This window comes from Alistipes sp. AF48-12 (assembly GCF_003477565.1).
GTDB lineage: Bacteria > Bacteroidota > Bacteroidia > Bacteroidales > Rikenellaceae > Alistipes_A > Alistipes_A hominis.
Genome location: NZ_QUDJ01000013.1, coordinates 37,826 through 61,671, shown reverse-complemented (window position 1 = coordinate 61,671; position 23,846 = coordinate 37,826). Strand labels below are relative to the sequence as shown.

General features: G+C 55.5%; 14 protein-coding genes. 4 read left to right on the top strand and 10 right to left on the bottom strand.

Annotated elements, in window-relative coordinates; all coding sequences use genetic code 11:
• Positions 1-32: 32 nt before the first annotated feature.
• The 6 genes from DW082_RS09320 to DW082_RS09300 all read right to left on the bottom strand — a co-directional run bounded on the left by DW082_RS09320 (position 33) and on the right by DW082_RS09300 (position 5,551).
• Positions 33-1,232 (bottom strand): ABC transporter permease, encoded by a 1,200-nt coding sequence (locus DW082_RS09320; RefSeq protein WP_118458342.1) that lies wholly within the window; start codon positions 1,230-1,232, stop codon positions 33-35.
• Positions 1,233-1,234: 2 nt separating this feature from the next.
• The gene (locus tag DW082_RS09315; protein WP_118458369.1) at positions 1,235-2,410 is read right to left on the bottom strand and encodes an ABC transporter permease; all 1,176 of its coding nucleotides are present in this window, start codon (positions 2,408-2,410) and stop codon (positions 1,235-1,237) included.
• 83 nt (positions 2,411-2,493) lie between these two features.
• Positions 2,494-3,480, bottom strand: coding sequence for an HlyD family secretion protein (locus DW082_RS09310; protein ID WP_101570877.1), 987 nt, complete (start codon positions 3,478-3,480; stop codon positions 2,494-2,496).
• Between the two features lie 56 nt (positions 3,481-3,536).
• The gene (locus tag DW082_RS09305) at positions 3,537-4,784 is read right to left on the bottom strand and encodes a TolC family protein (RefSeq protein ID WP_259335581.1); all 1,248 of its coding nucleotides are present in this window, start codon (positions 4,782-4,784) and stop codon (positions 3,537-3,539) included.
• A 2-nt stretch (positions 4,785-4,786) separates the two neighbouring features.
• Positions 4,787-4,972: a hypothetical protein gene (locus DW082_RS15080; protein WP_259335577.1), complete on the bottom strand. Its 186-nt coding sequence runs from the start codon at positions 4,970-4,972 to the stop codon at positions 4,787-4,789.
• Between the two features lie 12 nt (positions 4,973-4,984).
• Positions 4,985-5,551, bottom strand: coding sequence for a TetR/AcrR family transcriptional regulator (locus tag DW082_RS09300; protein WP_259335576.1), 567 nt, complete (start codon positions 5,549-5,551; stop codon positions 4,985-4,987).
• A 242-nt stretch (positions 5,552-5,793) separates the two neighbouring features.
• Between DW082_RS09300 and DW082_RS09295 the strand changes: the two genes are divergently transcribed.
• Positions 5,794-8,433, top strand: a complete 2,640-nt coding sequence (locus DW082_RS09295; protein WP_182424138.1) for a Plug domain-containing protein — start codon at positions 5,794-5,796, stop codon at positions 8,431-8,433.
• A 76-nt stretch (positions 8,434-8,509) separates the two neighbouring features.
• Here DW082_RS09295 and DW082_RS09290 read toward each other — a convergent pair whose 3' ends face one another.
• Positions 8,510-9,613, bottom strand: a complete 1,104-nt coding sequence (locus DW082_RS09290) for a dihydrofolate reductase family protein (protein WP_118458338.1) — start codon at positions 9,611-9,613, stop codon at positions 8,510-8,512.
• A gap of 193 nt (positions 9,614-9,806) precedes the next feature.
• Between DW082_RS09290 and DW082_RS09285 the strand changes: the two genes are divergently transcribed.
• The 3 genes from DW082_RS09285 (at position 9,807) to DW082_RS09275 (ending at position 12,496) form a co-directional block, all read left to right on the top strand.
• Positions 9,807-10,340, top strand: coding sequence for an RNA polymerase sigma factor (locus DW082_RS09285; protein WP_118458366.1), 534 nt, complete (start codon positions 9,807-9,809; stop codon positions 10,338-10,340).
• 4 nt (positions 10,341-10,344) lie between these two features.
• On the top strand, positions 10,345-11,601 hold the full coding sequence (locus tag DW082_RS09280; RefSeq protein WP_118458336.1) for a porin family protein: 1,257 nt from the start codon (positions 10,345-10,347) through the stop codon (positions 11,599-11,601).
• A gap of 139 nt (positions 11,602-11,740) precedes the next feature.
• Positions 11,741-12,496 (top strand): hypothetical protein, encoded by a 756-nt coding sequence (locus DW082_RS09275; RefSeq protein WP_118458335.1) that lies wholly within the window; start codon positions 11,741-11,743, stop codon positions 12,494-12,496.
• Positions 12,497-12,613: 117 nt separating this feature from the next.
• On the opposite strand, the gene DW082_RS09270 is transcribed toward DW082_RS09275, so the two are convergent.
• The 3 genes from DW082_RS09270 to DW082_RS09260 all read right to left on the bottom strand — a co-directional run bounded on the left by DW082_RS09270 (position 12,614) and on the right by DW082_RS09260 (position 23,840).
• Positions 12,614-19,321, bottom strand: coding sequence for an aminotransferase class I/II-fold pyridoxal phosphate-dependent enzyme (locus DW082_RS09270; protein WP_055203816.1), 6,708 nt, complete (start codon positions 19,319-19,321; stop codon positions 12,614-12,616).
• Positions 19,322-19,581: 260 nt separating this feature from the next.
• Complete coding sequence (locus DW082_RS09265; protein WP_118458333.1) at positions 19,582-20,754, bottom strand: TolC family protein; 1,173 nt, start codon at positions 20,752-20,754, stop codon at positions 19,582-19,584.
• Positions 20,751-23,840, bottom strand: a complete 3,090-nt coding sequence (locus DW082_RS09260) for an efflux RND transporter permease subunit (RefSeq protein WP_118458331.1) — start codon at positions 23,838-23,840, stop codon at positions 20,751-20,753. Before DW082_RS09260 ends, DW082_RS09265 begins: the two co-directional genes overlap by 4 nt.
• Positions 23,841-23,846: the final 6 nt, after the last annotated feature.

The following is a 23,846-nucleotide window of genomic DNA, read 5'->3' as shown; positions in this document are numbered from 1 at the left end:
GTTTAACTCTCTGCAATATACGGGCCGAATCGTCACTCCTGTCGGTTCTCCACGCGCCGGATGATATTGCGCATACCCAGGCAGGCCAAGCCGAAATAGACCGCCGTCAATACCCACAGCGTGCACCACTGCACGGAAACCTCGGATAGCGTGGCCCCCATCGTCTGGATTCGCACGAACCCGTCCACGCCGCTGCTACTCGGCACCACCTTCCCGATCGCGTAAAGCCATTCGGGCATACACTCCTTCGGAATCGAAGCCCCGCTGAGCATCAGGAACGGAATCGAAGTAAACAACAGCAACAGCAACGAATTCTCGCGGTAACGGAACAACGTGGATAGAGCGATACCGAGAAAGATGCACGACAGCAGGTACGGCAGCAGGAACAGCATCACCGTTCCCCACGACCCGTTCATCGGATAACCGAAGATCCGGTAGTGAACGCCCAGCACATAGAGCAGCGTCAGGCAGTACACCGACAGGTAGGCGACCGTTTTACCGGAAACCATCGGCAGCACGGCCAGCCGTTTTTCGCCGGCGGGTATCAGCGTCCGGTACAGTTTCAGCTCGCGCCACGTTCCGCCGACCATGCCGATCCCGATCAGCAGCGTCTGCTGGATGATGACCATGATGATGGCCGGCATGATAAAAGTCGCATAACCGCCGGACGGATTGTACAGGTTCTTTACGGAGATCGTCACCGGATTGCTCAGCGCTTCGGCCTGTTTCGGCTGGGCGCCTTTCGAAACGAACCGCACCCACTCCACGTTGCCGTTCGAATGGAGCACGCTGCTGGTGACGTCGAAAAACACCTGCCGGTACATCAGAAAGTAACTGGCGTCGGCATAGATCGCCAGATTCACCTTTTCGGCCCGCTGCAGCTTTTTTTCGTAATCCGACGGAATCACGATCACTCCGTTGACCTTGCGCTGGTAAAACAGCTTTTTCGCCTCTTCGAGACTGGTCGGCTTATAAGCCACGCGCAGGTTCGGCGTCGCATCGAACGAACGGATTATCTGACGGCTCGACGGGGTCTGGCTGTTATCGACGATTGCGATCGGAATGTCGCGCAGCACCTCGTTCTTATAGGCGAACGAATAGGCCGTCGAATAGATCAGGATCGCTCCGACCACGACCAGCAGCACCCCGCCGTCGTGAAAAATATAATGGTATTCGTGACGCAGGATATCGACGAACTCCCGGTATTTTATTTTGAATTTCGATAAACCCATGACTACAACCTCCCCCAGTATTTTTCATCGGTGCAGATCCGCTTCAACCGCGGCAGCAGGACGACCGGCAGCAGGATGAAAACGGACATGTATCCGAGGTAGTTAATGGTATAGACGGGCGGAGCGCCCCGCATCGCCTGGTCGATGAAGATGTCCACGTAATAGGTCAACGGAAAAACATAACCGATGATCCGTACCGGAAGATCCATCGCCAGGAACGGGAACGTAAGCCCCGAAAAGGTGAACGCCAGCACCGAATACCCTCCGCCGATCGACAGCGACAGCCGCAGGTTGCTCAACAGAACGCTGATCGCCACGCCGATCGCCTGATAGGCCAGCACGAAGACCAGGCCCGACGCGAACAGCAGCGGAACGCTGCCGTTCAGCGGAACGCCGACGAATTTGAACAGAATGGTATTCATCAGCATACAAAGAGCGAAGAAAATGATCGTATACGGAGTCAGCTTGCCGGCCAGCGCGACGAGCGCGTTGTCTCCCGCGGTCGACAGCCATTGCCGCGCCGTGCCGTTCTTCAGTTCCACCCCGATGGTAAACACCGTCGATATCAGCGTAAATATCAACAACATGACCGGCAGAAAAACCGGCAGCAAGTAGTATGTGTAATTGACATAGGGATTGAACAGGACATGCTTTTCGAAATAGATCGGCATCATCTGCTCGTAGGCTTCCTTTTCGGACAATCCTTTTTTCATCAGCGTCTGGATCTGTATCCCGGAAGAAAAGGTCGTAACGGTCGTCTGGATATCTTTGTTCAGCATACCGTTCTTGGCGAGGTTCAGGTCGTTGATATAAGCCACGACTCCGGTCTGCGTATTGCTGTACACGTTCTTTTCCAGATCGCGGGGAATAAAGACGATCGCATCGATCGTACCCTCCTTCATCATCCGTTCGCCCTCGTCCATACCGGCAATCCGGTAGGCCACTTTCGCCGACGGCGTAGCGTCGATCATCCGGACGAGTTGACGCGACAGCGGCGTATTGTCCTGATCGAGCACGGCTACCGGCATGTCGTGCGGCACTCCGCTGCGGAACAGCACGACGAAGAACAGGAACGACAGGATCGGCAGCCCCACCGAAAGCCTGTAAAAGACCTTGTGGTTGCCGAACGTCCGGACTTCCCGGACAAATACCCGCCAGAATGCTCTGATATATTCCATTTTTTCCGAAATTTGAAACCGCATCTCCGCCGGACGGAAACGCGAACGGCCGCCGGAAATCCGTCGCTCCGGCAACCTCTGATTTACCGGATTTCGTCCCAGTTCACCGTGACGGTCATCCCCGGACGCAAACCGTCGACTTTAGCTACGGGGCGCGCCTTGACCTCGAACGTGCGGATATCGAAATCGCCTTTGGTCCGAGTGGCCGACCAGGTCGCATATTCGGCTTGCACGGCGATATAATCGACCTTTAGCTCGATCGCTCCGCCCAGTCCCGGAACGTAGGCTTTCAGCACCGACCCGATCCTGATTTTCGGCAACAGATCCTCCTTGATATTAAAAGTAATCCACAGATCGTTCATATCCAGCAACGTAATCACCGGATAGCCCGACCCGATCAGTTCGCCTTTTTCGGCGATCACCGACGACACCTCGCCGTCGATCGGCGAATACTGCATCGCATCGGAAATATAGGACTCCACTTCGGAAACGGCTCCCGAAGCCTGGTCGACCAGCGCGGCGGCGGCCTCCCGGTCTTCGCGGCGGGCGCCCTCGACCGCCATGTCGTACTGCGCTTTAGCGGCCGATTCGGTCGTCTGCATCGCTTTCAGGTTCGCCAGCGCTTCGTCGTATTTTTGGGCGGGAACGACTCCCGACTCGTATAGATTTTTCACCCGGTCGAAACTTTTCTGGGCCAGTTCGACCCCCGCCTGCGCTTTTTTCCACATATTCAGCGCTCCCTCGATCTCCTGGATGCGGGCGCCCCGGCTGGCCTTGGCGCTCTGCGCGCCGGCCGCGTTGCGGGCCGCCTCGGCCTGACGCAATTTAGCTTCGACTTCCGGCGTACTGAGCACGAACAGCAGCTCTCCCTTTTTCACCTGTTGTCCCTCTTTCACGTCCATCTGCTCGATACGTCCGGCCAACTTGGACGAGATCTTGATGCTCTTCACTTCGACCTCGCCCTGAATCAGCGTAGGCACGGGCTTGATTGCGAACCAGCAGATCAGCGAAACGGTCACAATCACGACCACGATCCCGATGGTCAATCCGATGACATTACTCTTTTTCATACGATTATTATTTTTACGTTTTTTCTCGGCATTTTTTCAAATACACAGGCCCTTCATCAGTTCGATTCGTCCTCGAACCGGATCGGCATGGCGGCCGACCGTTTGGCATAATCGGAAAACGCCTCGCTGATTCCGGCCGCTTCCAGCAGCCGCGCCAGCATCAGGTCGTAATAATAGGCCGCCTGCAACCGCTCGATCTTGATCTTGGCCAGGTTCAGCCGCGCATCCACGACGTCCGACGACGGAGCCGCCCCCTCCTTGAAAGCCTCGTCCTTGATCCGCAAGTATTCCGTCGCAAAACGATACGAAGCGTCCACCGAAGGAAGTTGCTGCGAATAAGTGACCATTTCGTTGTACAGTTTGTCGATCAGCGTCAACATGTTGTTGTGCGCCTGCTCGCCGACCGCCTCGGCCTGGCGGATCTGCCAGCGCGCCGCGCTGAACTTATACTCGCGGTGCAGACCGTCGAAGATCTTGAACGATACGCCGGCCCCGACGGCCCATTTCGGCATGATCGACGACACCTGGTAATTATACAGCGAAGCGATACCCATCAGCGCCACCTGGGGAGCGAACTCGGAACGCTGCAATCGCATATTCTCGGTCGCAAGGCGTTTCGCGTACGATACCTGCCGCAACAGCGGGTTCCGGTCGAGAGCGCACTGCTTGAAATAATCCGCCCCTTCGATATCGCTGAGGATAAACATATCGCTGGCGGGAGAGACGGATTCCTCGCTGTTGAGCGTGCTGCCCAATGCGCTTTTCAGGGTTTCGACGGTTTTCTGCGCCTTCAGGTATTCCCGTTCGGCCTCGGCGGTATGCACCTCCGCATAGAGCCGCTCGCCCTTGGCGATGATCCCGTTGTTTTCCAGCGCGACCGCATCCGACAAATGGTGGCGCATTCCGTCGAGCACCTGCTTGCGCACTTCGACCACCTGCATCGCAAGGGCGAGTCCGTAATAACGTTCGGTAAGTTCCGACACCAGCCCGTTACGCGCCTGCGTCTCTTTCTGCGCCGCATTTTCGACCTTGATCTTCGCCGCGTTGTTCGCCGCGTTGATCTTACCGCCGGTATAGACCGGAACGGTGATGTTGGCCGCGACGGTTCCGAAACTGCGATCCTGCAGTTTCATCGCCCAATCCTTTGCCAGCAAAGCCTGGGCCTGCTGCAAAACGGCCGGAGGAAGCAGTCCTTCCGGCAAACTGCCGAGGATTCCGCCGACCGGCCCTTTCAGGTCGTTCATGCCGACCGACATGTCGTCGCCCATATAAACATAAGTACCGGTAACGCTCGCTTGCGGCAGTCTCAGTCCGTAAGCCGCTTTCCGCTCCCGCAGAGCCGCTTCCTGTTCATAGGAAGCGCCTTCAGCTCCGGATTCCGCGTCAGGGTCATCTCCAACGCCTGATCGTAAGTCAACGATTTCGCATCCTGCCCGCAGACTGCCGTCGCAAGCCCGGTAGCAATACTAACCGCTATCCAAAAATTCCTCATACTCCTTGACTGTTATTGAATGGCACTCAATGATATAGCCGTTATCTTTTCGATCAGTCTCCGCTGATCGCCGGTCTCGTCCCCGAAACCGAACTTATACCGCGAAGCAAGGTACTGCATGGGGATTCCGACCAATGCAATATACAAATCTTCAACGGATGTATCGTCACGCAAAACATTATTTTTTCGCCCCACCGCAATCAGCGTATCCCCGATGCTCCGGATCCGTTCCCGGATATCCGGATTGATCTCCACCGAAAAGTCGTTCAGCAGCATGATCAGAAACTTATGTTTCGGGCGGTTAGTCGCAGCGCTCTCGATGATGAACTCCACGATCCCGCGCACGATTTTCCGGATGTCGTTCGTCTCGTCGGCCAACGCATAGATCCGGTCGGTGATCGTCCTGAGCGCATCTTCGAGCAGGTCGTTGATCAGATCGACCTTCCCCGGATAATGACGGTACAGATAACCCACCGAAACGCCGGCCCGTTCGGCGATCGACGCCACGGAACTGTTCAGAATCCCGTGTTCGCTGATGATCTCCACGGAAGCCTCCCGGATCCGATCCAGTTTGGTCATATCCATTTTCTTGGCCATTCCTTTCCGTCCTCGTTAAATAATGAATGAACATTCATTTGTTCGGACTGCAAATATCCAAAACTATTTTGAAAATTCCAACCGAAAATTCTCTCTCAGCCGACATTTTCGATCGTAACGCTTGGATTATACGCTAAAAAGATTTAATTTTATTATTAGTAACGATGTGCGGCACCAATCATGCCGCATATTGTCGAATACACCTAAACCTAAAACTTATTCGTATGAGACTACGCGTTTCCGGGACGACACTCCTCGCCGTGTTTGTTATCCTGCTTTTCGGCTCCTTTTCGGCTTTGGCCCCGGAGCCCGATTTCGGCGGTTCGGTAATCAACTATTTCCAGACCATCGGGAAAACCCCGCAGGAAAAACTGTATCTCCACCTGGACAAGCCCTACTACGGAGCGGGAGAAGAGATATGGTTCCGGGGATACCTGCTGAACGCCATCACGCACATGGACAACAGCCCGAGCAACTACATATACGTGGAACTGACCGACCGCGGCGATTCGGTGCTGCAACGGTTCAAATTCAGGCGCGACTCGCTGGGATTCCGGGGAAGCATCCCGCTGCCGGCCGACCTGCCGGCCGGAGAGTATTACCTGAGGGGATACACCAGTTGGATGCAGAATACCGATCCGGCATTTTTCTACCGACACGGCCTGCAAATCGGCAATTCCATCGTCACCGATATCCTTTCGGAAGTGACCGAACGCCCGGCGCCGGACAACGGAGGCACCCTGCGTATCCGCTTTTTCAACGCTGCGGGCGGCGTGCATTCCGGAATCAAAGTATCGTACGACGTATCGGGCAAAGACCTGAAAACCGTAACGGGGCAGCAAACGACCGACGACAAGGGAGTCCTGACCGTTCAAAACCTGAAACTCTCGCCGGGCAACATGCGCATCGCCGTCAAATTCGAAGACGAAACGCTGGATTATTCGAATACGTTCAACATCAACAATGCTCCGGAAAACGAATACGCCGTATCGTTTTTCCCCGAAGGGGGCAGTCTGCTGAACGGCATAACCCAGCACGTAGCTTTCAAAGCGCAGGCCGCGACTGGATTCTCCCTACCGGTAACCGGTTTCGTAACGAACGCCCAGGGCGACACGCTAACGTCGTTCGCCACCGAACACGACGGCATGGGTACGCTGATGCTGACTCCGGAAGCCGGGCAGCGATACACCGCCGAAACCCGGTCGGAGAAAGGCATCGTCAAACGTTTTCCGCTGCCCGAAGTACGTAGCGACGGAATGGGACTCCAAATGGCTTTCCGCAACGGGGCTATCTTTTACAATGTGCAGAAGGCTGCCGAAGCCGTTTGGCCGGACTCCCTGTTCCTGATCGCGCACCTGCGCGGAGACATCCGGCTGATGCTCCCGCTGAGCGCGGAAAAAACGTCCGGCAAGCTGAGCGGGGACGCCTTCCCGGACGGAATCGTCCATTTCCTGCTGGCGGACGAAAGCGGAACGCCGATCAGCGAGAGGCTGCTGTTCGTCCGCCATCCGGACGCCGTGGAATGGAACGTCGCGACCGACAAGCCGAAATACGGCAAACGGGAACCGGTACGGATGGAAATTTCGCTGGCCGATCTGGGCGGACAACCCGCCGAAGGAGAATTCTCGATGAGCATCACCGACAATCATACCGTCTATCCGGATTCGCTCGGGGACAACATCCTGTCGAATATCCTGCTGACCTCCGACCTGAAAGGGTACATCGAAAACCCCGGCTACTATTTCAACGGCCCGTACACGCCCGCCGTCCAACGCCACCTGGATCTGGTCATGCTGACCCACGGCTGGCGGAGGTTCCGGATCGAAAACCTGACCCAGACACCGCAATTCGAAGCGAAATACTTTATCGAAGCCGGACAGGCCGTATCCGGACAGGTGAAAAATGCGTTCGGCAAGGGAGCCTCCGACGCCTCGATCGTCGCCTATTCGCCCGACTGTTTTATGATGAAACGGGCCGACGAGAACGGACGTTTCCTGATCGACAGCATCCAGTTCAGCGACACCGTATCGCTGATCCTGCAGGCGACCACCCGTAAAGGGGGATCGGGCGTGGATATCCTTGTCGATCCCGAAACGTTCCCCGAGGCCGACAGTATGCCTTTCCCATACGGCAAAGACAACCTGGCCGGCATCGGCAAGTACCTGGCCAACGTCCGCGACAAATATTACAACAGCGGCGGGATGCGGGTCATTCAGTTGAAAGAGGTAATCGTGGAAGCGAAGCAAAAGCAACGGAATTTCTACGCAACGATGGCCGAAAAGACAATTACCAGCGACCAAGTGCCCGTAAACATGCAGAGCCGCCTGGTGACGGACTATCTAAGTACCGTGCCCGGTATTCGGAAACTGTCGGAAGCCAAACTGAGCATCCGGGGAAGCGATATAGAACCGCTGATCCTAATCGACGAAGTACCCTACTACGATAACGACGTATTGACGCGGATATACATGAACGAAGTGAGTTCGATCAGCATTATCAAAGGGGGAAGCGGATCGTTTTTCGGGATCAAGGGCGCAGGAGGCGTTATCAGTATCATGCGTAAAGACGGATCGGAACCCATCGCCGACCTGCCGGCTCCGGGCGTAGCGTTCATCAAACCGCTCGGCTGCCGCACGATCGCCGATTTCTACAATCCGGTCTATGAAACGCCGGAACAAAAGGCCGCATCCAGCCCCGACCTGCGTACGACGATCTACTGGAATCCCTCGCTTCGATTCGACGGAACGGGCAAGGCTTCGGTGCTGTTCTACACCTCGGACGATCCCGAATCGTATCGGATCAACATCGAAGGCGTCACCAAGGAGGGGTATGTCGCTCGTTACTCGGCCGATATGGGACAATAATCCCGGTTTCCCAGCGTATCAGAGCGGCCCGGTCTCGACATGAGACCGGGCCGCTTTATTCTTATCCGCAAGGACGTTATAACCGGATATGCGCGTTGGCCAGCATCGCTTCCGCCGCCAGATCCCCGATCACAGAGACTTCGATCCCCGCTTCCTCCAACACCGCAGCGCCGCGGCACTGTACGAAATGATCGGGCTCATGGACGGCGAACACGACCCGCGCCATCTTATGAGCCGTAATCAATGCGCTGCATGACAGCGGTTTCGACTTTCGGGTGGAACACGGCTCCATCGAACTGTACATTACGCCGCCTTTCAGGGAAACGCCGGCCTTTTCGGCTTTCAGAATGGCCTCTTCCTCCGCATGGTTATCGGCGGCCGTTTCGCGGCTGTATCCGGTAAATACCTGCCCGGCGGCGGTCACAGCCACCGCGCCGACCGAATAAGCCGAATCCGAACGGGGACAGTCAAACGCCAGAGCGACGGCCTGCCGCAGCCGGAAATAATCGGTTCCCCGCCGACTCAGCGAATAGTCTGTCACGCTCATATCGCCGACCTGCCTAACCTGCAACACCTCCATGCGGCGATCCTTGCCGAACGGAAACGCGCCGGCCCGCGCGAAACGGGGCGCGCCGGACTCCCCGACGAAAAACGGCGCCACAGCGATCCGCAACAGATCGACCCGGTTCCCGGTCAAAAACAGCGTCATCAGCCGGCTTCCGCCTTCCAGAAAAAGGGAACGAATCCCCATCGTTTCCAAAACGCCGACAATTTCCTCCGCAGTCACGGGAACCCCGACCCGAACGACCGTCGCGACCCGTCCGAGCCGTTCCAGTTTTTCGCCCGGCGCGTCCCCCGCGGCAATTACGACTTTATCGCCCGCCCCCGTCGAGAAAAAACGGGATTCCGAATCCAGATCTCCGCTGCGGGTAACGGTCACCTTCACCGGATCGAGACTCATCCCGAGCGACACCCGCCGATGCCGCAGGGAAGGATCTTTCAACAGCAACGAAGGATCGTCGCGGCGGACGGTCTCCGCCCCGACCATAACGGCATCGCAACCGGCTCGTAAACGATACACCTCTTGCCAGTCGGCCGGATGCGAAAGCACCAGGCGTCCGGGCGAAGTATCGTCCGTATAACCGTCTGCGGAGAGCGCTGCGGAAGCTTGAACAATCATGTATTTTGGAATGGATGTTTCGACAAAGATGACGTTATTTTTTAAAACGAACAAATTTCATTAAATTTGCACTCGACAGGAACATTAAATACGTCCGGGCTGAAAATATTTCCGGGAAAAAACCGTTATTGATGCAACAAAACCGAACCACTGCGCATCTATTTGAAAGATCGGAGTATTAGCCTGCAATTTGGTGACCGAGAAAGAGCTGATAAAACGCTGTTGTAAGAATGATCCGCGAGCACAGCAGGAATTGTACGAGAAGTATGCACCCAAAATGTACGGTGTATGCTTGCGCTATGCCTGTAACAAAGAGATCGCACAGGATCTGATGCACGACGGTTTTATCACGGTCTTCTCGAAGATAGGCAGTTTCCGCGGGGAAGGCTCGTTCGAAGGATGGCTCCGCCGGATATTCGTCAATACGGCGTTGGGACATCTGCGTAAAACCGATATCATCGGCCACGCGGCGGAAATAGAGGCGGCCGGGCAATTCGGCAGCACTGAAGCGACCGCCGTGGAACAGATGACCGAAACGGAACTGCTGCGCTGCATCGCCGAACTGCCGGACGGCTACCGGGCCGTGTTGAACCTCTTTGCCATCGAAGGATATTCGCACAAAGAGATCGCCGCCATGCTGAACATCAGCGAGGGAACATCCCGGTCGCAGTACTTAAGGGCCAAAGTTTTTTTACAGAGATTACTTCAGAAAGAAGAGATTATATAAAACCATGAAGAGCGATTCGCTGGAAGACGCCTTGAAAAAGAGATTGCAGGATTATACGCCTGCACAGTCCGTACCGTCGTGGCAGCAGATGCAACGACGGATGCAGCTCCATGCGAACGCCCATCCGGAACTGGAAATCCGTCCGAAACGCAGCCTGGGAAGACGTCTCGGATACGGGACGGCCGCCGCTCTGCTGCTGATCGCCGCAGGCATCGGGGTCTACCGGTCGGGGCTCCCGTCTCTGCAGGATATCCCGGAACAAACATACACGGCGAGCGGCGGGGACAAGGCGCAACTCCCCGCCCCTGCGAAAGGGAACGATCCGGTGCTGGCCAAACTACTGCAATCGGCCGCCAAAATCGAGGTTATCACCCCGCAGGCCGACGGAAGCGCGACCGTACTAGCCGCGAATACCGATTCGCATTCGGGAGCCTCCGATATGCGGAAGACGGCTGCTCCCAAACCCGCGAGCGAAACGACCGTGTCCGACCGGCAAGCATCGCCGCAGAACGAAACGGCGGCCAAAACGGTCGCTCCGAAACGTCTCGCCGATCACAGCCGCCTGTTCGACACGCCGGATCCCCAAAAACGCCGTCCGCGCCACGGATGGATCGCTTCGGCTTTCGCGAACGCTTCGACATTCTCGTCGGCCGCTTCCGGAAGCGGTCCGGCTCCGGCGCGACTCACGTCGCTGCTCGACGGAAACAGCAGTTTCGCCTATACGAAAGGGGGAGTTCCGGAATTCGGCCGGGGCAGCATGGATCACAAGTTCCCTGTTTCGGTGGGACTGAACGTGCGCAAATACCTGGCGCCGCGACTGGGTATCGAAACGGGGCTGGTATACTCCTACCTGAGTTCGCAGGCCGAGATCGAGGGCGCTTTCAGTTACCGCTACTCGCAAAAAGTGCACTACCTGGGAATTCCGCTGTCGCTGACCTACTCGGTACTGGACAACAAACGTTTCGACATTTATTTCATCGGCGGTTTTATGGCGGAGAAAGCCATTGCCGCACGGGGCACTACGAAAATTTACGACGGTTCGACGCTGGCCTCCTCGGTTACGGATAAACTGTCGGCCAAAGGGCTGTTCTGGTCGGCCCACCTGGGAACCGGGGTCAGCTATAACTTCGCGGATCATTTCGGACTTTTCGTCCAGCCGGAAATCAGCTACTATTTCCGCAATGACCGCCAGCCGCTCTCCTATCGCACCGAAAACCGTTGGAATGTCAACCTGCGGATGGGGCTGCGGTACAATTTCTAACCGGGCCGCACGTTTTTACGCTCTCCGAAGCAACGTTTGACAATCCCCTTTCATCTACTTTACAGAGCACCGTCCGAAGCGACATTGCCCGGACAGGTGCCATATCGAACGAATAGCTAACAAAACAACTTATTTATTCATGAACAAATTTCTGAAAATAACCATGCTGGCGGCCATTCCGCTGTGGGGACTCACTTCGTGTTTGGACGATAACAAATACGCCTATTTCCACCCCAACGAAAGTTGGGGAACGATTGTCGGCACTCCGGAGAATTTCAAAATAGAGACCGACAACGGCAACACGCTCCGGGTAACCGAGAACCTCGACCCGTCTTTCCCTGTGGAAGACAGCCTACGGGTAGTCGCTACGTTCACGCCGCTCGAACAAACGGGCGAGAATAGCTTCGACATCCGGGTAAACGCCATGAAAAAACTGCTGACGAAAATGCCGGTCTACCTGTCGGAACTGACTCCGGACGAAATCGACAGCCTCGGGACGGATCCGATCGACATCGAAAACGCCTGGTTCGGAACGGGAGAGTACCTGAACATCGAGTTCATCATTTTCGTAAACGATCCGCAGAAAGCCCACTTCCTGAACCTGGTGGTCGACGAGGAAAAATCGACGCCCGAAGAGGTATTCGTCACGCTGCGCCACAACGCATTCAAGGACGAAACGCGGCAGAAAGGCTGGGGACGCGTCAGCTTCGACATCGCCGGGCTCGTTCCGGCCGGCAAGGACCAGATCAAAGTCACCCTGCAATGGACCGGATACAGCGGAGTTCCGGACAGCGCGTCGGGTATTTTCAAACTCCGGGAGCAAAACTCGTCGTTCTCCGTAACGCGCCCGGCCGGAAGCAACGATGTCCGTACCAAATCCGTAACCATCCGATAGTTCGAACAACCGATCTTCTTCCAATAAGCTCAGACCACTGTTTCAAATAATTTCTTCACAACCGGAAGGGGGCGTAACCAATGGTTACGCCCCCTTTCTATTCGGATCGATCCGTGCCTATTTTTTCTTCGGCGACGGCTTCTCGGCGACCGGAGCCGGAGCCTGCTGCGCACTCTCCTTCTTCTGATTGAGGAACTGTACGACGGCATACTTCGCGGCGGCGATCGTCTCGCGGTTTACTTTCTCGATCACGTTGCCTCGGGCGATATCGTCGCTGTTGATATACCCCTCCAGGATCAGCAACTGAACGATCATATTGTTGATATTCGTCTCCTCGCTATAACCCTCGGCAATATATAGCGTACCCACTTTCGCCGCAAACTCCTCGGCAAAGTCTGGATAATTCGGGAAACTCATCAGCTCCTCGAAGGTTTCGCTGAAACTCGACAGTTCGATATTCAGGTTCGGATTGACCAGCAGCGGACTGAACTCCCTGTGCTTGTCCGACGGGCGGAAGTTCACCAGGTTGCTGATATCCACCTTTTTGTTCCGGTTGTCGATTCGGCGCAGATCGGCTTTGCGCATGTTTTCGAGCTGGTACAAGTAGAAGTTGTAACGCCACAGTTCCGAACTGTTCATCTCTCCGTTGAAAATATGACGGTATTTCTCGTTGATCAGCTTCTTGACCTTGATCTTGCCCTCGTTGATCTCCGGCTTGTTGACGCGCACTTCCTGGATCAGTTGCTTCAGAGCGGCGGCGGCTTTCTGTGGCCCGGTGATCTCGCGCCCCTTTTTGCCGATTTCGGTCGAAAGAACGCCGCACTGGATCTCGCGCGCCTTGCCCTTGCCGTCTTTGCCTCCGCGCAGACAGAGAATCAGATTCTCGACGCATTCGACCTGCCCTTCCTCGGAAATGAACGGCTGTCCGCCCGGCGTGCTCGCCAGCGAGTCGAACATCGAACTGAAGATCTTCCGGTCGATCACGACGTCGGTATAGATCTTTTCGTTATCGCTTTCGTAAACGGCCGTTGCGATAAACCGATTCTGGATCATATCGAACGATACGTCCTCGATCAGGTAACTGATGCCGTCGCGCACGAATCTGCGGTTGACGAAAATCATTTTCACCACTTCGGTTACGTCGATCTTATCCAGCAGCTTGAACGACGAAGCCAGGTAATACTGCTTGTCGGACGGATTGTAGTCCCAGTCCAGGATATCGTCCAAGTAGTTGCCGTGACGCGAAATCACTTCGACGATTCCCTTATCGGCCGTATAGCGCTTCAACGTACGCTGGAAGTTCGGACCGTCGCCGCTGGTCGCTTTCTCTTTCCGTTCGCCGTGGGCGTCGGTATAGAGCAGGAACGTTTCCGGATTGTCGGCGCGCGTAATACCGCCCTCTTCTTTCGAATAGTTGCTCGCACTGAGCATGATGTCGATCTTGAACGGCATCGTGATGTCGCACATGCCGCCCACCGTGCTGCGGGCGTTGCGGTCTTCCACATTGCTGTCGGCGCTGTTTTCGAACAGGTACTTGTAATACTTGATATAATCGGGGTCGAAGTCGGTCGTCCGCGAGAAATCGCCCACCTCGGTTCCGATCCCGTACAGATTGCCTTCGGCATCCTGGAACTCGTGGAACATATCCCCGGCGATCATCTTCACCGAACGGATACCTTCGAGGTTGTTGCGCAGCCACTTGAGTACGAAAGCCGCTATCATCTCGCTCTTGCCGACTCCGCTGTCGCCGTCGATCTCGACCACGAACACGCTGCCGTCGTTCTCTTCGACCAAGAACAGCGAACCGTGGCGAGGAACGCCGCCGATTTCCTTGACCTTCTCGTTGATGACCGTCAGACGCGGCTTTTTCACGTCGCCGAAGTAGTCGGCTTCCGATTTCAACGGCGTCACGATCGTCTTGATATTGCCGGCCGGCCCTTTGATATCGAAATACCCGATCTGCGGGAACGAGATCAGCTTTTCGGGAGCGCCCAACAGCGAAATTACGTCCGGCACGAAATTCTTGATATCTTTCAGGCTGATATCTTCCGTATAATTCAACCGGAAGTTATCGGTCAGGTACTTCATGTATCCCTTCTGGAAAATCACCAGTTCCTTGACGATCCCGTGCTTCACTACTTTACAACGGTAGTCGTCCGAGTCCATGTTGGCGACGAAACGGGCCAGACGGTTCGTAAAGAACGACGAATCCGGCCGGGTGTCGATGTGCTTGATATATTCGGTCGGGGTTTCGGCGAGCGTTCCGGCATTCTCCTTGCGGCTCACCACGCGATCTACCTTGTGGAACGGATACTCGCGCTTCTTCGCATCGGTCACGATCCGGGTATGTTCCTGAACGGGCTGTTCGGACGAAATCACGCCGCATTTGATCATCAGTTCATTGATCCACCCGATCTTGCCGTTTTCAAAAGACTCCAGCGATTTGTTGTCCATCTCGAATCCTTTGTACAGCGAGATACCGTGCTGCACCATCTCGTTGACGCTCGAATTCTGCTTCTTGAACGCCGTTTCGACGATACGCACCATCGTGTGGGCATAACGGTTGTAATAGTCCGTACCGCGGGTACGCTTGATCATGCTGATGTAAAACCGCACTACGCGGCGCGAAACGGCATAAATCTCGCTCTCGGCGATCTTGATGTCTTTCTTGCGCATGATGTAGTTGCTCAACTCTTCCAACTCCATCGGCAGGATGCTCGAAACGAACTCTTCGGTAAACATCTTGAGTTCGGAATCGTCGCAGTTGCTGATCTTGTCGTCGAAATATTTCAGCTTCTTGCAAACCAGCTTGTAGAACGAATTGTCGTTGTTCAGCAAATACAGGTACAAGATCTTGTCGGTAATTCCCGGCGATTTGGCGATCCCGGCGGCCACGCTGTCGGTAATGTAACCGATGCACTTCTGCGAAATCCGCAGCGACTTGAATTCGGGCAGGTCGCGCAGGTTCTGCATGAACTCGTCCACCCAGATATTCAGGTTCAGTTCCGAAAGCTTAATTCCGGTAATCTCCTCGAAACACTCCCCGGCTACGCGGATGATCTCCTTGCGGCTCGGTTCGAGACTCTCCTTCTCGAACGGCAGGTTGAAGTGCAGCAGGATTTCGCGGATATACTTTTTCAGGATCGAATTCAGTCCTTCCAGCTTGGCTTTGTCGAGTTCGGGGTTCCCGGTCGCGTTGATCGCCAGGATTTTCATCTTGCTATCCGAGAACAGCAGGTTCTCCATCTCGATCAGGATCTCGCGCATCACGTTCTTCTCCTCGGGATTATCCAGCACGTGGTGATTCGGCTGGAAAGTCCGCTTGTTGGTGATATACTTCAGGATCACAGCCTTGCCGTAACGCGAGCTGACCGTATTGAAATCGAGGTCGGCCAGCGCCGGAACCCGCTTGTACACCTGCGCCAACAAGTTTTCATAGACCTTCGTGAAGGCCGGGCTTTTGATGAATTCGAACACGTCCTTGCAACTGCCGACGATATCGCCGTGCAGTTCGATCACCGAATTGGCCGAGCGACCGATCGTCGTGATCGTCACGCCGCTGCGTTCGGGCGAAGTATGGTACAGCGATCGTACGTCGCGGATCTGCAACGACGGCGCTTTGTCCTTTTTGTATTTGCCCGACAGTTTGTAATCCGCAATCACGCTGTCGATAAAGTCCTGATCCTTCGCATAACCGAAAACGCCCTGCAACAAATCGGCCGTTTCGACCTCCTTGTTGGCAACATCGTTGCGGGCATCGGCGAACCGGATCCAATACTTGATGAAAATGGAGAACGCATCCTCGATCTCGGCGGTAAACACCTTCATCCCCTCCTTCCCGGCCGAAATGTAACCGCCCAGCGAAAAGCGTACTACGCCGGTCGGATACGGAACCGTAGCGATCCCCCGGTAACGGGCCAGCGACTGGCAGAACAGCAGGATGTCAGCATAGCTGAACTTGCCGCGAATACGGAAATTGAACAGATAAGAACCGTCCGATTTGATATAATTCAGGTATTTGCCTTCCGCGGTGCCGTCCAGTAGCCGCGAAGCGACCGACAGGGCCATCTTCAGCCGCGTCAACGACTCCTTGCGGAAATTCTTGTTGACACGGAAACGGTTCAGGTTTTCGACCAGGCGCGACTGGTAGTACATGAAGAACGGCTCGTTATGGTACTTGAAGTCGTCGGGCAAGCCCAGCACGTCGAGCTTATCGAGCGAAACCAGTTCGTCGAGCAGGAACAGGTACAGCGGCGATCCTTCGAATCCGGCCGTCTTGTGCAACTGGCGGTTGGTTTTGCTGATCTCGTTGTTCTGCTCGGTTTTGCCGATCTGATCGACGATGAATTTGACGATCGTCTTCTTGATCTTCGACCGAGACGCGTTTTTCGGCAGTTCGGCTTCGACGCGGTCCTTGATACTTTTGGCGACCTGGGCCGTTTCGAGCGTATTGTTCAACATCAGCAACGAATTGTTGTTGCCGTGCGCAGCACTGTTGCAACTGCGGGCGTATTTCGCGAAATCGGCAGCCTGCGGCGTCAGCGCGATGGCTCCGAGACGTTCGCCGGTCGCCGCCAGGTTTTTGGTCGTCGACAGCGACGAAATCGCCTTGATTCGCGACTGCGCGTTGATATTGTTCATGATGTAGCGCGAAATCGTCCGCCACTTGGGCATCGTGGTATCTTCGATCTTCACGCTTTCGGCATACGCCTCGTCGAGGAACAGCGTGATCTTGCAACTGTTCAGGAAACGCAGGAAGTTATTGACCGACTCGGTATTAAAATCGGTATAACCGGTCGGATTGTTCGGGTCGTTGATAATGATCGTAGTATTCTCGCAGAACAGATCCCACAGGCTGCCGCTGTCGTCGAACAGCGCCAGCGTCGATTTGATCCGCGACAGGCGGTCGATCAGCCGATCGTAAGCCAGGCGGCCGTCTGCGTCGTTCTCGATCTCGATGTCGAACGGATTGACGTCGAAACAGTCGTCCGGCAGCAGATCCTTATACTCCCAAGCCTGTACGCCGTTGTAAATGATATAGGGTTTCGGACGGCCGTTCGGATTGAACAACAGGTCGCGGATAATCATCTGCACCGAATCCGATACCGAAGTCTGATCCATATTGCCGAGCGCCGACAAGAAATTCTTGACGATATCCTTGTCGTCGTCGCTCAATGCGAAATATTTGTCGCGAATCCCCAAATCGATCAGGAATTTTTCGAAACGCCCCTTGTTGTCGGCGTCCTTGCCCACCTTGGTCAGGTACTCCTGATACTTTTCGAGGAACAAGTTGATTCCGAAATTCTTATGGAAATGGTTCTTGAGGGTGCGTTCGTAACAGCTCGGAATAACGTCCAGGATCAACTGGCAGGCGTAACGGATCTTGCTGCTGAGGTTATTGAACGTCCGGCTGCGCAGATAATCGCCGAAAGTCTTGATCTGGTGGCGTCCGCCTCCTTCGAGAATCGTGATGACGTCGATCAGCTTATTGCCGGCGTAAAAATAGTTCCGCATCCGGCCTTCGAACTCGTCGATCAGTTCCTGCGTCTGGATCTTCTTATTCTCCTGCTTGTGGCAGTTTTCGAGGAAGAAAATGAAATCGCGCAGTTTCTCAAGCGAATACTTGTCTTGTACGACCTGGCGCGAAAAGGCGTCGAGTTTGAACAGCGTAATCCGCTTTTCGACGTCGGCGTCGTCGCCGGTCTGCTCGACCAGCAGCGACTTGATCTCGCGGCCGTACTCCTCGATTTGCACCTCGAGTTTCTCGCGGAACTCCATCAGGAACGAAGGATTCACGTTCTCAAGGATCAACCGTAGGTTCAACTGCGTATTGGCCGGGGAACCCAGCTTTTTGGTGTGTACTTTATTCAGCGTATTGATAATCCCGTTGTGAAAACAGAAAACCAGCGAAGTGTTCGAACTGCGCGACTCCTTCGAATCGTCGACGATCACCAGACGGGTCAGCAGCGGGAACCACTTCGGCCCGGAATAGTGGTTGATCCGGGCATGCTTCACCTTTACCACGAAAATCGACGTGGTGTCGACCGTCATCCGGTCGTACAGATCCTCCGGCGCGGGACTTTCGAGCACCACGACGGCATCCTTGTTGAACACGTCGCCCCTGAGCAGCGACACGGCTTTGTCGGCATTGCCCGAAACGACCGTGCGGATCATGCCGTTCATCCCCTTGAAATTCACGGCCCACTGGCTGCGGTGCAAAAAGTCGTTGATCTCGGCTTTGGTCGTATAGTGGGTGCTCTGGCTGATCATCTGCTCGAGCGTGTCCATCAGGTAATTCCAGTGCGCCTCGTTGATATCGCCCGTCACGCCGATCACGTCGCGGTATTTACGCAGATCGCGGACATGGCCGCCCAATTGCACCTGCGACATGAAGTCGATGTGGAAACTGTTGATCGGAGGCGTTCCGACCGAGAGGTCGTGCGTATCGCGGATGTTCCGCAGCACGTTTTTGACTTCGGTGGTGGTACCGTCGGTATCGAGCAGGGCGTTGATTTTTTTGACGAATTTGCCGCGGCGGTTACTCAGTTCGAACGCTTTCGAATTGCTGTGCGGAATGAGCATCAGCGAAACGTCCGTATAACCCGGAATATCCTCCCTGAACTTCAACAGGTAACGGTTGATCTCGGCCTGCTGTTTGGCCGGATCATCGGGCTCCTCCATGCAAAGGCTCACGAAACTCGTGAGGTTGTCAAAAATGTGGCGCGGCAGGAAAATCTCCGCCCTCGGCCCCAGCGATTCATAAAGATTCAAGAGCTGCAATGCTTCGTTGCTCAAAAATGCTTTCGGTTCACCTACAATTTTCATCTTTCCGATTCTATTCGTTTTATGCCGTTCGTTCCCGGCGATCTGCTATCACTCTGATTACTAAATGCCTCGACATCCGCGCAAAAGACATATTTTCACCGTGCCAAAGATAGGTATTTAAATTGACATTTGAAATAAATGTTTAAAAAATATTTTATTTGTATAAAAACACACAAATCTAAATAAAAAATAACACGCTTACGGACAAAACCGTAAGCGTGTTATTCGGAAAATAAAGTTCGAATTGTAGGAACGCGTTCCTACAATTCGAACCGGAAAAGTTGGGCTGTTATCAAATTGTAATCCCGTTCGAGCTGCAACTGCATCTGGCGGCTCTGGTACAGCACGCCGATCTCGGTAATATACTCGATCACCGTGATCTGCCCGGCATCCAGCGCTTTGTTCAGCATCGACAGGTTATTCTGCGCCAGCAACACCGACTCCATCGACCGCATCGATTCCCGCAGCGTAACGGCCTGGTCGTACAACTGCCGGAGCTCCGACGCCGCATTCAGCCGAACGCTTTCCAGTTGAGCGGATGACGAAGCCGCCTGGGCGCGCGCGGCCTTCACCTTGTTCTTGTTCTCGAAAAGCGGAATCGACATTCCCACCTTGAACCCTTTGAAACGTCCTTCCCCGCCGAAATCGTGCCGATAACCCATTTCGAACTTCGGCAGCGACAGCGAACGGTTCAGCGATACGCTTTGCTTATCGACCGACACCTGCTGCTGCAGGCTTTGCACCTGCGGATTTTGCTCCATATACAGCGCGCTCAGTTGTTCGAATGCAGGCAAACTCTCCACGGTCGGATAGACCAGACCGGAAAACCGGTCGCTTTCGGTTCCGGTCAGCGTAGCCAATTGCTGACATTTGGCCAGCAGTTCGGCTTCATTGAGGTTATACTCGGTTTTCGCGGAGATCAGCTCGACTCCGATCTTATTACATTCCAGAATATTGGCTTCTCCGATTGCAAACTTCCGACGGTAAGCGGAATCCAGCCGTTCGGCATTGACGACCCGTTCGGACAGAAACTCCTTCATCCGGTTCAGGTGGACGATCTGGATGCACAACGTCTTAGCGTCCAGCAACAACTGCTGACGCAACGCGGCGCCTTCCGTATCGTAATACGACGAACGAAGTTTCGCAATCTTGTTGCGCGATGCGTAAGCCGACGGAAAATCGAAAGCCTGCATCACCGTCAACTCGGAATTACGGATCCGTTCGGCCCCGCCCCACAGGCTTTCGAACTCGACGCTCGGATTGGCGAGGTACTTGCCGGTCTGGGCTTCCATCTTCTGGGCGGCGGTCAGTTCGCGCTGGGCTTTCAGTTCCTTGCTCGCGGCTTCGACCTCGCGCAATACGTCGTCAACGCTGCGCTGACCGTAAGCCGTCCCCGCAAACAGGGCGGCCGCAAATATCAGGATGCATTTCATACGTTGCTGTTTTTACGGTTAATAATCAGGTAAACTGCCGGAACGATAAACCCGTTCAACAGCGTCGAACTCAGCAGTCCGCCCAGAATCACCTTGGCCATCGGACTCTGAATTTCGTTACCGGGCAAGTCGCCGCCGAGCGCCAGCGGAATCAGCGCCAGCGCCGACGACAGCGCCGTCATCAGGATCGGGTTCAGCCGGTCGAGCGATCCGTTCACCACGCTGTCGTGCAACGACATGCCCTCGCTGCGCAGTTGATTGTAATGCGATACAAGGAGTATGCCGTTGCGCGTCGCAATGCCGAACAGCGAAATGAAGCCGATAATCGCCGGGATACTGACCTCCCCGCTGGTCAGCCAGATGCTAACGATCCCGCCGATCAGCGCCAGCGGCAGATTCAGCATGATGATGCCCGACACCGACAGGCTACGGAACTCCTGGAACAGCAGCAAGAAGATAATGAGCAGCGAAATGATCGACATAAGCGACAGCACCCGCGACGCGGCCTGCTCGCTCTCGAACTGGCCGCCGTATTCGATATGGTATCCTTCGGGCAGATCGACCTTCTCCCGGATCATTTCCTGGATATCGCCCACCACGCTATGCAGGTCGCGGTCGGCCACGTTGGCCGATACGACGATCTTGCGCTGTGCGTTCTCGCGGCTGATCGCATTCGGCCCCGAGGTCGATACGATATCGGCCACGTAACTGAGCGGCACTTTACCGGCCGTCCCGTCGATCGTCAGATTCCCGATACGCTCCATGTCGGATCGGTCGGCATCGTCCATCTTGACCGTTACGTCGAACGAACGCCCCTGGTCGTAGACCTGCGAAACGACTTCGCCGCCCAGCGCCACCTCAATGAATCGTGAAAACTCGGGCAGCGGAATGCCGTATTTGGCGAGCATTTCGCGTTTCGGGCGGATCTGCAACTGCGGACGCTCGACCTGCTGCTCGACGTTCAGGTCGGCTACGCCGGCGACGCCCGAAACGGCGCCTTTGACCTGATTTCCGAGCGAGAAAAGCCGGTTCAGGTCGGGCCCGAACAGTTTGATCGCGATATTGGCCCTCGTGCCGGACAGCATCGCGTCGATCCGATGCGAAATCGGCTGGCCGATTTCGATATTGACGCCTTTCAGCACGCCGAGCCGGGCCCGCACGTCGGAGAGAAACTCCTGACGCGAACGCTCGTCCAGTTCGAACGGAGCCTCCATTTCCGAAACATTCACGCCGAGCGCGTGTTCGTCCAGTTCGGCGCGCCCGGTTTTGCGGGCGACCGTCTGTATTTCGGGGATTTCGAGCAGGATACGTTCCACCTCGCGCCCGATCTTATCGGACTCTTCGAGCGAAATGCCGGGCATCGTAGAGGTATTGATCGTCAGCGAACCTTCGTTGAACGGCGGTAGGAAATTCCGTCCCAGGCTGAAAAATACGACCAGCGAAGCGACGAACAGCGCGACGGTCGAACCGATTACGAGCCGTTTATGCGAAAGCACCCATTCGAGCGCCTTTTTGTAAATTCGTTTCAGGAAACGGGAAACGATCGGTTCCTTCTGGCTGCGTTGCAACACCCGATCGCCGGTCAGCAGGTAACTGCACAGCACCGGCGTCAGCGTCACGGCGACGACCATCGACGCGAACAGCGCCACGATGAACGAAATCCCGAGCGGACGCAACATGCGTCCTTCGAGCCCGCCGAGGAAAAACAACGGCACGAAAGCCACGATCGTAATGATCGTCGCATTGACGACCGACGTACGGATTTCTTTCGAAGCCTCGTAGACGACCGTAAGCGTCGGAAGCCGTTCCTCTTTCGGTTTCAAAAAGTTCTGTCGGAGTCGCTTGAATACGTTCTCGACGTCGATGATCGCATCGTCGACCAGCGAGCCGATCGCAATGGCCATACCGCCGAGGCTCATCGTATTGATCGTAAGCCCCATCGCCTTCAGCGCCAGCACCGACACCAGCAACGACAGCGGCAGCGCGATCAGCGATATGACCGTCGTGCGGAAATTCATCAGGAAGACGAACAGCACGATCACGACGAAAATAGCCCCCTCGAACAGCGCTTTCTGAATGTTGTCCACCGAACTTTCGATGAACCGCGACTGCCGGAAAATGTCGGTCGAAACATGCACGTCCGGCGGCAGAGTGCGCTGGATTTCGGCGAGCGTCCGATCGAGTTTGTCGGTCAGTTCGAGCGTATTGGTATTCGGTTGTTTGGTCACGGTCATCAGAACGGCCGGTTTGCCGCGCTCCGAAGCGACGCCCAGCCGCGGCGATTTCGCTCCGATTTTCACGTCCGCAACGTTTTCGAGCAGCACCGGAATGCCGTCCGTCGTCTTAACGACGGCTTTCCCCAACTCCTGCTCGTCGGCCGTGGAAAGCACCCCGCGGATGATGTATTCGTTGCCGTACTGGTTCAGGATACCGCCGCTGGAATTGCGACTCAGGTCGGCCACCACGTCGAGCACCTGTTGCATCGAAACGTCGTAATGGCGCATCCGCGCCGGGTCGAGCAGCACCTGGTACTCCTTGATGTCGCCGCCGATCACCGTTACCTGGGCGACGCCGCCGGTAGCCAGCAGCCGCGGGCGGATCACCCAATCGGCCAGCGTCCGCAGTTCCTGTAACGAAGTGGTATCGGCCGTCAGTCCGACGATCAGCAGTTCGCCGAGGATCGACGACTGCGGCCCGAGCGTCGGCGTGCCGACGTTCTGCGGCAGCGTCTCGCTGAGCGTAGCCAGCTTTTCGGAAACGATCTGGCGCGCCCGGTAAATATCGGTTCCCCAGTCGAACTCGACCCAGACGACCGAAAATCCGGTCGTCGACGACGAACGCACGCGGCGCACGTCGGTCGCTCCGTTGACGGCCGTTTCGATCGGGAACGTCACGGTGCGTTCGACCTCTTCGGCGGCCATTCCGTTCGCCTCGGTCATCACGACCACGGTCGGCGCATTCAAGTCGGGAAAAACGTCGACCTCCATATGGCGGGCGGTAAACGTGCCCACGGCCAGCAGCACGACGCCCGCAATCATCACCAACAGCCTGTTGTGCAATGAAAAGTTTATGATTTTATTCAGCATGACGCA

What these genes read in the sequence shown, in the direction of transcription:
- DW082_RS09320 (WP_118458342.1), bottom strand. Translation starts at nt 1,232, where the DNA reads ATGGGTTTATCGAAATTCAAAATAAAATACCGGGAGTTCGTCGATATC.
- DW082_RS09315 (WP_118458369.1), bottom strand. Translation starts at nt 2,410, where the DNA reads ATGGAATATATCAGAGCATTCTGGCGGGTATTTGTCCGGGAAGTCCGG.
- DW082_RS09310 (WP_101570877.1), bottom strand. Translation starts at nt 3,480, where the DNA reads ATGAAAAAGAGTAATGTCATCGGATTGACCATCGGGATCGTGGTCGTG.
- DW082_RS15080 (WP_259335577.1), bottom strand. Translation starts at nt 4,972, where the DNA reads ATGAGGAATTTTTGGATAGCGGTTAGTATTGCTACCGGGCTTGCGACG.
- DW082_RS09300 (WP_259335576.1), bottom strand. Translation starts at nt 5,551, where the DNA reads ATGACCAAACTGGATCGGATCCGGGAGGCTTCCGTGGAGATCATCAGC.
- DW082_RS09295 (WP_182424138.1), top strand. Translation starts at nt 5,794, where the DNA reads ATGAGACTACGCGTTTCCGGGACGACACTCCTCGCCGTGTTTGTTATC.
- DW082_RS09290 (WP_118458338.1), bottom strand. Translation starts at nt 9,613, where the DNA reads ATGATTGTTCAAGCTTCCGCAGCGCTCTCCGCAGACGGTTATACGGAC.
- DW082_RS09280 (WP_118458336.1), top strand. Translation starts at nt 10,345, where the DNA reads ATGAAGAGCGATTCGCTGGAAGACGCCTTGAAAAAGAGATTGCAGGAT.
- DW082_RS09275 (WP_118458335.1), top strand. Translation starts at nt 11,741, where the DNA reads ATGAACAAATTTCTGAAAATAACCATGCTGGCGGCCATTCCGCTGTGG.
- DW082_RS09270 (WP_055203816.1), bottom strand. Translation starts at nt 19,321, where the DNA reads ATGAAAATTGTAGGTGAACCGAAAGCATTTTTGAGCAACGAAGCATTG.
- DW082_RS09265 (WP_118458333.1), bottom strand. Translation starts at nt 20,754, where the DNA reads ATGAAATGCATCCTGATATTTGCGGCCGCCCTGTTTGCGGGGACGGCT.
- DW082_RS09260 (WP_118458331.1), bottom strand. Translation starts at nt 23,840, where the DNA reads ATGCTGAATAAAATCATAAACTTTTCATTGCACAACAGGCTGTTGGTG.